The 11,175-nt window shown below is 65.3% G+C and carries 10 protein-coding genes and 1 pseudogene; 4 read left to right on the top strand and 7 right to left on the bottom strand.

Annotated features, from left to right (window positions below; genetic code table 11):
• The 3 genes from B3547_RS16740 to B3547_RS16730 form a co-directional block, all read left to right on the top strand.
• On the top strand, positions 1-430 hold a 430-nt coding region (locus B3547_RS16740; RefSeq protein WP_414690572.1), incomplete at its 5' end, for an NAD(P)H-dependent oxidoreductase.
• A 109-nt stretch (positions 431-539) separates the two neighbouring features.
• A complete protein-coding gene (locus B3547_RS16735) occupies positions 540-1,280 on the top strand; it encodes a hypothetical protein (protein ID WP_125956275.1) in 741 nt (246 codons plus the stop codon).
• Positions 1,271-1,777 carry an AHH domain-containing protein gene (locus tag B3547_RS16730; RefSeq protein WP_233497801.1) on the top strand — a complete coding sequence of 169 codons (507 nt, stop codon included), beginning with the start codon at positions 1,271-1,273 and terminating at the stop codon, positions 1,775-1,777. The genes B3547_RS16735 and B3547_RS16730 overlap by 10 nt, the downstream gene beginning before the upstream one ends.
• Before the next feature lie 3 nt (positions 1,778-1,780).
• Here B3547_RS16730 and B3547_RS16725 read toward each other — a convergent pair whose 3' ends face one another.
• The 3 genes from B3547_RS16725 to leuA all read right to left on the bottom strand — a co-directional run bounded on the left by B3547_RS16725 (position 1,781) and on the right by leuA (position 5,694).
• Positions 1,781-2,761: an NAD(P)H-dependent flavin oxidoreductase gene (locus B3547_RS16725; RefSeq protein WP_292964826.1), complete on the bottom strand. Its 981-nt coding sequence runs from the start codon at positions 2,759-2,761 to the stop codon at positions 1,781-1,783.
• 93 nt (positions 2,762-2,854) lie between these two features.
• Positions 2,855-3,904 (bottom strand): amidohydrolase family protein, encoded by a 1,050-nt coding sequence (locus tag B3547_RS16720; protein WP_194917644.1) that lies wholly within the window; start codon positions 3,902-3,904, stop codon positions 2,855-2,857.
• 119 nt (positions 3,905-4,023) lie between these two features.
• Positions 4,024-5,694 (bottom strand): 2-isopropylmalate synthase, encoded by a 1,671-nt coding sequence (leuA, locus tag B3547_RS16715; RefSeq protein ID WP_124809119.1) that lies wholly within the window; start codon positions 5,692-5,694, stop codon positions 4,024-4,026.
• A 255-nt stretch (positions 5,695-5,949) separates the two neighbouring features.
• Between leuA and B3547_RS16710 the strand changes: the two genes are divergently transcribed.
• Positions 5,950-7,083 (top strand): epoxide hydrolase family protein, encoded by a 1,134-nt coding sequence (locus B3547_RS16710; RefSeq protein WP_292964822.1) that lies wholly within the window; start codon positions 5,950-5,952, stop codon positions 7,081-7,083.
• An 18-nt stretch (positions 7,084-7,101) separates the two neighbouring features.
• Here B3547_RS16710 and B3547_RS16705 read toward each other — a convergent pair whose 3' ends face one another.
• From B3547_RS16705 to B3547_RS16690, 4 genes and pseudogenes are all read right to left on the bottom strand, one after another.
• Complete coding sequence (locus B3547_RS16705) at positions 7,102-7,491, bottom strand: I78 family peptidase inhibitor (RefSeq protein ID WP_292964820.1); 390 nt, start codon at positions 7,489-7,491, stop codon at positions 7,102-7,104.
• A 204-nt stretch (positions 7,492-7,695) separates the two neighbouring features.
• A pseudogene (ilvC, locus tag B3547_RS16700) lies at positions 7,696-8,650 on the bottom strand (ketol-acid reductoisomerase).
• Between the two features lie 149 nt (positions 8,651-8,799).
• Positions 8,800-9,315 (bottom strand): acetolactate synthase small subunit, encoded by a 516-nt coding sequence (gene ilvN, locus B3547_RS16695; protein ID WP_124809189.1) that lies wholly within the window; start codon positions 9,313-9,315, stop codon positions 8,800-8,802.
• A gap of 43 nt (positions 9,316-9,358) precedes the next feature.
• Complete coding sequence (locus tag B3547_RS16690) at positions 9,359-11,107, bottom strand: acetolactate synthase 3 large subunit (protein ID WP_194917637.1); 1,749 nt, start codon at positions 11,105-11,107, stop codon at positions 9,359-9,361.
• Positions 11,108-11,175: the final 68 nt, after the last annotated feature.

The following is an 11,175-nucleotide window of genomic DNA, read 5'->3' as shown; positions in this document are numbered from 1 at the left end:
GCACGCCGCGTATGGCGGCGCGTCGCGCGGCGGGCCGGTTCGTCTGATCGCCGCAGCCGACGCCGTGCCCGACATGCTGCTGGATGCCGGCGGCTATCTGTTCTGTTGCCCGGAAAATCTGGGGGCGATGACCGGCGCGATGAAGGAGTTTTTCGATTGCGCCTATTACCCGCTGCTGGGCCGGATCGAGGGGCGGCCCTATGCCACGATCATCGCCGCCGGATCGGACGGGGAAGGCGCGCGGCGGCAGATCGACCGGATCGCCACCGGCTGGCGGCTGCGCCGCGTGGCCGATCCTATCACTGTCCTGCTCGATGCGCAGACGCCGGAACGCATCCAGGCGTTGAAGACCGTGCCGCCCGAACACCTCGAAGCGGCCGGGGCGCTGGGAGAAGCGCTGTCACGGGGGCTGGAGATGGGGATATTCTGAAGGCCGCTGCCCTGCCGCGATGCTGTCCAAGTCGGTCCTAAGTCGGGATGGACCCGCCGTGGTGCGGTGATACCATCGCTTTGGTGCAGGGTGTGCGGGAGAGCAGGCATTGACGGGTGAGCGAACGAAGGGCCAAAGCCGGCTTGCCGCGCTGCTGTTCGACCCGGAAGCACGGCCCGACGCGGGGCAGATCGCGGATATCTCGGCACTGCACGGGCGTTTTTCCGTTTCCAACTGGTCCGATGAGCATGCCGGCATCGTGGAACTGCTGCACGAGGGGCTGACCTTCGACATGGGGCATTTATCCCCAGCCCAGGCGCTCCATATTGACGGGTTGGTGCATCGGGTGGAGCTGCCGCAAGACCTGGACGTAGATGCACTGTACGCCGTCGATCTCCTTCCGTCGCCGCACCTGGCGGGTGCCGGACGGTTGTTGCCTGTGCTTCGGGTAATGGCGGACCTGCTTATCGATTTGACCACCCTGCCGGGATTGCGGGCGGTGGCATGGTGTCCCGCCCGCACGGTCATGTCGCCGGCGTGGTTCACCGAGGCTTGCGGCGCGTGGCTTGCGGGGGGGCCGTTCCCCGCTCTGGCATTGACGGCGCTGCACCGGGGGCGGGATGGCGGCATTGCCAGCGAGGGGCTGGCGTTCCTGACAGGGCAGGAGTTCGCGTTGCGTCCGCGGCCTGGCGTTTCGGCCGATCAGGATGCACGCGTGGCGGTGCGGCTCACGGACTGGCTGGTCGCGCATGGGCGCGTGGACGGGCCTTGCGATGCCTTGCTGCCAGGCGGCGGCGCGGTGCGCATCGAGCCCGATGGCAGCGACAAGCTCCTGGTGCGGTGCCGCTGACGCGTCCGGCATTGCCGTTCCGGCTGGTCAATTCACCGGGCCTTCCCGGCTATGCGCCCGGCCTTCAGCGGCACCATCTTCTGCCCCGCCAGTTGCTGGGGCAGCGCTCGCTGGAGGGTATGATCCGGTATCTGGGATCGGACCGGCTCGGCTTCGAGGATTTCCGCCGCAACGGCTTGCTATTGCCTGCGACCGAACGTGCCGCGCAAAGGATCGGCCTCCCGCTGCATCGCGGGCCGCACCGGCGCTATAACGAGGTGGTGGTCGACCGGGCCGGCCAGATCGAGTTCCATTGGCGCAAGGTGCGTGCCCGGCATGGCGACCGGGCGGATATCGAGGCGCTTATGCGTTTCGACCTGCTGCAGCGCGCGTTGCGTCGCCGTCTGCTGGATCCCGCGCGATGGCGCGGGGCGCCACTCAACCGCCGCGATCCCGCTCTGGATTTCAGCCACCTCGACAGGATGGCCGATTTCCTGTGGAGCGGGACCGCCGCGTGAAAGTCAGGACAGGAATGGTGCGGTGTTCGCCGCCAAGGCGCTGGCCGCCGCCTTGTATTGCTGTTCCAGCCTGGCGACGCGCTCGGCCACGGATTCGACGGCCTTGACCGCGCCGATGCCCTGGCCCGAACCCCAGATATCCTTCCATGCCTTGGCGTCGGTGTTCCCGCCCGAACCGAAGTTCATCTTCGACGGATCGCTGACAGGCAGGTTGTCGGGATCGAGGCCGGCGTTCTGGATCGAGCTGCGCAGATAGTTGCCGTGAACGCCGGTGAACAGGTTGGAATAGACGATGTCGCTGGCCGAACTGTCGACGATGGCCTGCTTGTAGGCATCGATCGCGCGTGCTTCGTGCGTGGCGATCCACGCGGAGCCGATATAGGCGAAGTCGGCGCCCAGCGCCTGCGCTGCCAGCACCGAATTGCCGTGGGCGATGGCGCCCGACAGCGCGATCAGGCCATCGAACCAGCTGCGGATTTCGCGCACCAGCGCAAAGGGGGACTGCGCGCCGGCGTGGCCGCCCGCGCCGGCCGCCACCGGGATCAGCCCGTCCGCGCCCTTTTCGATCGCCTTGCGCGCGAACATGTCGTTGATGACGTCATGCAGCACGATGCCGCCCCAGCGGTGCGCCGCCTGATAGACGTCCTCGCGCGCGCCGAGCGAGGTGATGAGCATCGGCACCTGCCACTTCTCACACAACGCCATGTCTTCATCGAGGCGGTTGTTGGTGCGGTGGACGATCTGATTCACCGCGAACGGAGCGGCCAGGCGATCGGGATGGGCGCGGTTGTGCGCGGCGAGTTCCTCGGTGATCTGGTGCAGCCATTCGTCAAGCTGGCTGATCGGCCGGGCGTTGAGCGAGGGGAAGCTGCCGACGACGCCCGCCTTGCACTGGGCGATCACCAGCTCCGGCCCGGAAATGATGAACAGCGGCGAAGCGATGACGGGGAGGCGCAGGTTCTGGAACAGGGCGGGCAACGGCATGGATCAGCTCTCTCGCAATTCGTTTAATCGATCGATTAACGGCTGCATATGCAGTCGCGCGCGTCAAGTCAAAGGTTCGCGCGGGCGTGGCGTTCAGCCGGTCGGCAGGACGTCTTCGATCCCGTAAACCCGCGCGGCGGTTCCGGCAAAGAGCGCGCGCTTTTCCGCCGCCGAAGCGCCGGCGGACAGGCGCTTGAACGCGTTCCAGAGAGTCACGTAGTCAGCGCCCCATTTGTCGACCGGGAAGTTGCTTTCGAACATGGCGCGGTGCGGCCCGAACGCATCGATGCAGGTTTCGATATAGGGCCGCCACATCGCGGCGAGCGCGATCGAAGAGAAGCCCTTGGCCGGCCCTTCCTCGGGCATCCCGCAGAAGGCCATGGCAAGGCCGCCGAGCTTGATCGACACGTTCGGGCATTCGGCCAGCGTGCGGATGGCCGACCGCCAGGTATCGAACCGGTCCGGCAGCTTGCCGCGATAGCTGGCAATGTTGAGCGGCGTGCCGCAGTGATCGAGCACGATGGTGGTATCGGGAAAGGCGCGCGCCAGATCGATCACGTCCTGCAATTGCGGTTCCAGCACCCAGGCATCGAACGTCAGCCCCATCGGGGCGAGGTGGCGGAAACCGGCGCGGAAGGCATCGCTGGCGAGCAGGCCGGGCGGGGCGTGGAACGGCGGCCCGAGCACCTCGGGGTCGGCATCCCACGCCCCCTGGTGGCGGATGCCGCGAAAGCGGCCGTTGCCGGCTGCCGCAAGCGCTTCGAGCACGGGTTGCGCCGCATCGCCCAGCGTCAGGTCGGCGTGGCCGATGATCGCGGCGCAGGCGCGCAGATCGCCATAAATGCCACTGGCACTTTGCGCGGCGACGCCGTTGACGAATTCCACTTCGCCCACGGGGCGCAAGTCTGCGCGGGCGTCGGCGCGATAGAACGCGCCGCATTCCATATAGACGGTGCCTACCACGCGATGCCCGCTCTGCGCATCGGCGCGCAGATGATCGAACACGTAGAGCGGGGAAAGCGCCGCCGCCTGGATGAACGGGTGATGCGGTTCCGGAAAGGCGGCCAGAAGCGGCGACAGATCCCACAGGTGATGGTGCGGGTCGATGATCGGAAGATCAGGTTCCAGAATCGCTTCAGGCATGTCGGCTCCCAAATGCACGGCCTCTTGCGGGCCTGCACCGAACTATGGAGCAGGCCACACAAGAAGCAAGAGCGGCAAGGGGGATGCCCTCGGAATTTTAACCGATCGGTGAAACGCTATCAGCGCGCGGTGTTGGCCGCGCTGAGAATGGCGCGGACGCTGGCCGTGGCCACGTCCTCGTCGATGCCCACACCCCAGATCACGCGCCCGTCGGGCAGCGCGCATTCGACATAGGCCGCTGCGCGCGCATTGGTGCCGCTGCCCATGGCGTGTTCGGAATAATCGCGAATCTCGATGTCCACGCCGAACCCCTCGCGCAGCGTAGCCACCACCGAGGAAATGAGGCCGTTGCCGCGCCCGCTGACGGTCTGGATCTGGCCGTCGATCTCGATCTTGCCGGCGAACACGCGGGTGCCATCGGGCGCGCGCGATTCCTCATAGTCGACAAGCTGGAAGTGCTGCGGGGACTCAAGGCGATAGACCTTGCGGAACACGTCCCAGATGTCGCCTGCCTGCAGTTCGCGGCCAACTTCATCCGCCAGTTCCTGCACGTGCCGGCTGAAGTGCGCCTGCATCTTCTTGGGCAGCTTGAGGCCCTGGTCCTGTTCCAGCACCCAGGCGAAGCCGCCCTTGCCGGATTGCGAGTTGACGCGGATCACCGCTTCGTAGCTGCGGCCGAGATCGGCGGGGTCGATCGGCAGGTAAGGCACGGCCCAGAGTTGGTCGTTGCGCGCTTCCTGCGCGGCAAAGCCCTTCTTGATCGCATCCTGGTGCGATCCGGAAAAGGCCGTGAACACCAGTTCGCCGCCATAGGGATGGCGGGCCGGCACGGGCAGTTGATTGCAATATTCGACCGTCTGGATCACCTGGTCGATGTCCGAGAAATCCAGTTCCGGATCAACGCCCTGCGTGTACAAGTTGAGTGCGACGGTGACGAGGCAGCAGTTGCCGGTGCGCTCGCCATTGCCGAACAGGCAACCTTCCACGCGATCGGCGCCGGCCATCAGGCCCAGTTCGGCGGCCGCGACACCGGTGCCGCGATCGTTGTGGGTGTGCAGCGAGATCACCGCACTCTCGCGGTTCGGCAGATTGCGGCAGAAATATTCGATCTGATCGGCGTAGATGTTCGGCGTTGCCGCTTCCACCGTGGCCGGCAGGTTGAGGATGATCGGTTTTTCGGGCGTGGGCCGCAGCACGTCCATCACCGCCTCGCAGCAGGCGATGCTGAAATCGAGTTCGGCGGTGGAGAAGGTTTCCGGGCTGTATTCGAAATGCCAGTCGGTCTGCGGGAAGCGCGCGGCCTGATCGCGCAGGTTCTTGGCCCCGGCGATGGCGATGTCCTTGATCTGCGCGGGCTCCATGCCGAACACCACGGTGCGCCACAACGGCGATACCGCGTTATAGACATGGACGATCGCCTGCTTGGCCCCGGCCAGGCTTTCGAACGACGTCTTGATCAGGTCGTCGCGCGATTGGGTCAGTACCTGGACGAACACGTCATCGGGAATGTGGCCGCCGTCGACCAGACCGCGGATGAAATCGTACTCGGTCGCGCCGGCGCTGGGGAAGCCGACTTCGATTTCCTTGAGGCCCACCTTCACCAGCAGATCGAAGAAGCGCTGCTTCTTGTCGGCATCCATCGGATCGATCAGCGACTGGTTGCCATCGCGCATGTCGGTGGAAAGCCAGCGCGGCGCCTTGGTGATGGTGCGGCTGGGCCACTGGCGGTTGGGCAGGTCGATCTGCGGAAACGGGCGGTACTTGACCGAAGGGTCTTTCAGCATGGTCATCTCGGGAAAACTCGGAGCTTGCGAGCCCTTGTGGCTCTGTAATGTGACGTGCGGTGTGCTGTCCCCTGGGCGCCGCGCACGCCGTGGGACCGACGCGTCAGCTCACGCCCAAGGGCGAATAAGTCGAAGGGTAAGGTCCAGCCGAGCGATCATGGCACAAGCCTATGGTCAATTCGCAAGCGCTTGTCCAGAATGAATGCCGCACGAAAGACGGGTGCGGGCTGCACCTGCGATCAGGAGAGGATACCCGCGCACATGCAGATCGAACCGTTCACGCTCCACGTTCCGCAGACGCAGATCGACGACCTTCACCGGCGGATCGACATGACGCGCTGGGCCGAACGGGAAACGGTGGACGACTGGTCGCAGGGCACGCCGCTGGCGGCGTTGCGCGAACTGGTCCGCTACTGGCGCGAAGAGTACGACTGGCGCCGGTGCGAGGCGTGGCTGAACGCGACCGGCCAGTTCACCGCCCGGATCGACGGACTGTCGATCCACTTCCTGCACGTCCGTTCGCGTCACGAAAACGCCACGCCGCTGGTGCTGACGCACGGCTGGCCGGGCTCGATCCTGGAGTTCCGCAACTGTATTGCGGCGCTGACCGATCCTGAAGCGCACGGCGGCACGGCGGAGGATGCGTTCCATGTCGTCATTCCCGCGCTGCCGGGCTTCGGTTTTTCGGGCAAGCCGACGCAGGCTGGCTGGGGCGTCGAAAGGATCGGGCGGGCCTGGGGTGAACTGATGCGCGGGCTGGGTTATGCGCGCTGGTTCGCGCAAGGGGGCGACTGGGGATCGGCGGTGACGACCGCGATCGCGCTGCAGAAGGTCGAGGGATGCGCCGGTATCCACCTCAACATGCCGATCGCCCGGCCGCAACCCGAGGACCTGGCAGCGCCTTCGCCCGCCGAAGTCCGCGCGCTGACCGCGCTCCAGCACTATCAGGACTGGGATTCGGGCTATTCGAAGCAGCAGCAGACCCGCCCGCAGACGGTGGGATACGGACTGGTGGATTCGCCCGTGGGGCTGGCTGGCTGGATCTACGAGAAGATGTGGGCGTGGACGGACAATGCCGGACGGGCCGAAGACGCGCTCGATCGCGACGCCATTCTGGACAATATCATGCTGTACTGGCTGCCGGCGGCCGGTGCTTCCTCCGCCCGTCTGTACTGGGAAAGTTTTGGTAGTTTCGCGGCAAAGGATATCGATCTGCCCGTAGCGGTCAGCGCGTTTCCCAAGGAGATTTTGCCCACGCCGCGCAAGTGGGCGGAACGGCATTATCGCAAACTCGTCCACTGGGGAGACATGGAGAAGGGCGGGCACTTCGCGGCATGGGAGCAGCCCGAAGCGTTCGTACGCGAACTGCGGATCGCATTCGGCAAGATGCGCTGAACGGACAAACCGCGCGGTTCAGCCGCAGCGCGCGGAGACCACCAAGCCGTTCTCGTTGACCATCACGTTCAGGCGCTCGGGCGCGAAATCCTCGGTCACGACGTTACCCGGGTGAACCCAACGGATCACTTCGTGGTTGACCGCCTTGCGCACCGCCAGGTGGAGATCGAGCGTTTCGCGCTTGCCGAGAACACCCTGCACCTTTTCCGCGCCACAGCTGGCCGCGGGCAGGGGGGCGGCAAGTTCCGCCGTTTCGCTGCCCGCGCTTGGGGGAGCGTCTTCGAAAGCGCCGACGGCTTCATAAGCCTTCGCGCCCGATTCCTCGGCTTGTTGCGACGGCTTGGAATCGCACCCGCCAAGAGCGCTGCACAGGACCAGCCCGCCCGAAACGGCCAGTGCGCGAACCATGGATAGTTATCCTTCGTGATGTCTCCAGAATGGAGATAATCAGACAGAAGTTACTGGTCCATTGCCATTCGTCGAATGGAGGAGATGTTTGTGGAATAAAAACGGTGCGGACCGTGCCCGCACCCTTGGGATACGTGCATTGGCAGCACACCGAAGCCCGGAAGGGCCGGGGCGCGCCAGCGGCGGCGCCCCGGTGCCTCGCCATCAGTTCTTGGTCTGATCGACCAGCTTGTTGGCGCCGATCCAGGGCATCATCGCGCGCAGCTTGGCGCCGGTTTCCTCGATCGGGTGACGCTTGGCGGCGATGCGCGAAGCCTTCAGTTCGGGCTGCCCGGCGCGGTTGTCGAGCACGAAGTCCTTGACGAAGCGGCCCGACTGGATGTCGGCCAGNNTCGGCGGTGTTCGAGATCGAGTAGCGCATGTTGGCGATGCCGCCTTCGTACATCAGGTCGACGATCAGCTTCAGTTCGTGCAGGCATTCGAAGTACGCCATTTCCGGCGCGTAGCCGGCTTCCACCAGCGTTTCGAACCCGGCCTGGACCAGCGCGGTGGCGCCGCCGCAGAGCACGGCCTGCTCACCGAACAGGTCGGTTTCGCATTCCTCGCGGAAGTTGGTTTCGATGATGCCCGAACGGCCGCCGCCAACGCCCGAGGCATAGGCGAGGGCGATGTCGTGCGCGTTGCCGGTGGTGTCCTGATGCACGGCGACAAGGCACGGCACGCCGCCACCCTTCACGTATTCGCCGCGCACGGTGTGCCCCGGGCCCTTGGGCGCGATCATGATCACGTCGATGTCGGCGCGCGGTTCGATCAGGCCGAAGTGGATGTTGAGGCCGTGCGCGAAGGCGAGCGCTGCACCGGGCTTCAGGTTGGCGTGCAGGTCGGCGGCGTAGATCGCGGCCTGGTGTTCGTCCGGTGCCAGGATCATGAGCACGTCGGCCCAAGCGGCGGCATCGGCGTTCGCCAGAACCTTGAAGCCGGCGGCTTCGGCCTTCTTGGCGCTGGCCGATCCGGGGCGCAGCGCGATGGCCACTTCCTTCACGCCCGAATCGCGCAAGTTCTGCGCGTGGGCGTGGCCCTGGCTGCCATAGCCCAGGATGGCGATCTTCTTGCCCGTGATCAGGTTCAGGTCGGTATCGGCGTCGTAATAAACCTTCATTGTGCTTTCCCTCGTCCAGTTCGCCATGCTGAAGCGGGTTCAGCATCCATCGGGGCCGTTCAGCGCCGCCCTATCGGGAAAAATGGACCCCGAAACAAGCCGGGGTGACGTAGTTCTTCAGAATGTCCGTTGCAGGATCGGTTTGACGTTCAGGCGGCGTTCGCGCCCCGGATCATGCCGACGATGCCGGTGCGGCCGACCTCGACCAGCCCCAGTTCGCGCATCAGGCCCACGAACGTGTTGATCTTGTCCGGCGTGCCGGTCAGTTCGAACACGAAGCTGTGCGTGGTGGTGTCCACCACCTTGGCGCGGAACACGTCGGCCAGCCGCAGCGCTTCCACGCGCGCGTCGCCGGTGCCGGCCACCTTGATCAGTGCCAGTTCGCGTTCGACGTAAGGCCCCACCTCGGTCAGGTCGGTCACCTTGTGAACCGGCACCAGCCGTTCCAGCTGGGCGTGGATCTGGTCGATGATTTCGGGCGGGCCGTGCGTCACGATGGTGATGCGGCTCACGTCGTGCTCGTCGGTGATGTCCGCCACCGTCAGGCTGTCGATGTTATAGCCGCGCGCGGTGAACAGGCCGGCGATCTTGGCAAGAATGCCTGCTTCGTTGTCGACCATGACGGTCAGGACGTGGCGTTCGGACGCCTGTTCCTTGATCTTCATCACTGTAAGGTTTTCCTCTGGGCGCAATCGTCGGTCCGCGCCGTCAGACCAGCGCCTTGGCTTCATCGTCCATCGTGCCGCTCACCGCATCGCCGTAAAGCAGCATCTCGGTATGCGCGGCGCCACTCGGGATCATCGGGAAGCAGTTCGCCTCCTTGGCAACGAGGCAATCGACGATGACCGGGCCGGGATGGTCGATCATCGCCTGGATGCCGGCGTCGAGCTGGCTTTCGTCCTCGATGCGGATGCCCTTCCAGCCATAGGCTTCGGCCAGCTTCACGAAATCGGGAAGGCTGTCGGAGTACGAGTTGGAATAGCGGCTTTCATAGGTCAGTTCCTGCCACTGGCGGACCATGCCCATCCATTCGTTGTTGAGCACGAAGACCTTGACCGGCAGGCGGTATTGCGTGGCGGTGCCCAGTTCCTGGATGTTCATCTGGATCGAAGCATCGCCCGCCACGTCGATCACCAGCGCATCGGGGAAGCCCACTTGCGCGCCGATCGCGGCCGGCAGGCCATAGCCCATCGTGCCGAGCCCGCCCGAGGTCAGCCACTTGTTCGGCTTCATGAAGTGGAAGTACTGCGCCGCCCACATCTGGTGCTGGCCCACTTCGGTGGCGATGATCGGATCGCGATCACGGGTCAGCGCATAGAGGCGCTCGATCGCGAACTGCGGCATGATATCCTTGCTGCGCTTCGGATAGGACAGGCTCTTGCGCGCGCGCCAGCCGTCGATGCGGGCGTACCATTCCTGAAGGTCCGCTTTCTGGTGGCCGCCAGCCTTCCAGGCCTCGATCAGCTGTGCCAGCACCTTGCCGCAATCGCCGATGACCGGCAGGTCTACGCGCACTGTCTTGTTGATCGAGGCGCGGTCGATGTCGATGTGGATCTTCTTGCTGTTGGGCGCGAAGGCATCGAGGCGCCCGGTGACGCGATCATCGAAGCGCGCACCGACCGCGACGATCAGGTCGGCGCGGTTCATCGCCAGATTGGCCTCGTACGTGCCGTGCATGCCCAGCATGCCAAGCCACGCCGGATGATCGGCCGGAAACGCGCCCAGGCCCATCAGCGTGGAGGTGACGGGCGCGCCGGTCAGCGCCTGAAGCTCGCGCAGCAGGCGCGTGGCTTCGGGACCGGAATTGATCACGCCGCCGCCGGTGTAGAAGATCGGCGCTTCCGCGGCCGCGATCATCGCGATGGCCTCGGCGATGTCCTGCCGGTTGCCTTCGGTTTGCGGGGCATAGCGGTTGCGCTGCTGCGGCGCGACCTCGGTCCACGTGGCCGAGGCAACCTGCACGTCCTTGGGAATGTCGATCACGACCGGGCCGGGGCGGCCTTCGGTGGCGATGCGGAACGCTTCGTCGATCGTCGCTGCGAGCTGCGAAGGGTCCTTCACCAGATAGTTGTGCTTGGTGCAGTGCCGGGTGATGCCGATGGTGTCGGCTTCCTGGAAGGCATCCGAGCCGATCAGCGCGGTGGCGACCTGGCCGGTGATGACGACCAGCGGAATCGAATCCATGAACGCGTCGGCGATGCCGGTGACCGCGTTGGTCGCACCGGGGCCGGACGTCACCAGCACCACGCCGGGCTTGCCGGTGGCGCGGGCATAGCCTTCGGCCGCATGGGCGGCGCCGGCTTCGTGCCGGACGAGGATATGGCGGATGCGTTCATCGCCGAACAGCGCGTCATAGATCGGGAGTACCGCACCGCCGGGATAGCCGAACACGAATTCGACACCCTTGGCGACCAGGCTTTCGACCAGGATTTCCGCGCCGCTGCGCTCGGTTTTCACGGTACTTCGTCCCTTGTTGGGCGATCTGGGTTCCAGCTTCGCCTGTCTTGCAACTCTGCGAACAATCC

The sequence above is a fragment of the Novosphingobium sp. UBA1939 genome (assembly GCF_002336885.1).
Taxonomy (GTDB): Bacteria; Pseudomonadota; Alphaproteobacteria; order Sphingomonadales; family Sphingomonadaceae; genus Novosphingobium.
This window is presented reverse-complemented; position numbering and strand designations above follow the sequence as displayed.

Bases quoted from the DNA above. Each gene is read 5' to 3' on its own strand.
- B3547_RS16725 (WP_292964826.1), bottom strand. From the start codon at position 2,761: ATGCCGTTGCCCGCCCTGTTCCAGAACCTGCGCCTCCCCGTCATCGCT.
- B3547_RS16720 (WP_194917644.1), bottom strand. From the start codon at position 3,904: ATGCCTGAAGCGATTCTGGAACCTGATCTTCCGATCATCGACCCGCAC.
- leuA (WP_124809119.1), bottom strand. From the start codon at position 5,694: ATGACCATGCTGAAAGACCCTTCGGTCAAGTACCGCCCGTTTCCGCAG.
- B3547_RS16710 (WP_292964822.1), top strand. From the start codon at position 5,950: ATGCAGATCGAACCGTTCACGCTCCACGTTCCGCAGACGCAGATCGAC.
- B3547_RS16705 (WP_292964820.1), bottom strand. From the start codon at position 7,491: ATGGTTCGCGCACTGGCCGTTTCGGGCGGGCTGGTCCTGTGCAGCGCT.
- ilvN (WP_124809189.1), bottom strand. From the start codon at position 9,315: ATGAAGATCAAGGAACAGGCGTCCGAACGCCACGTCCTGACCGTCATG.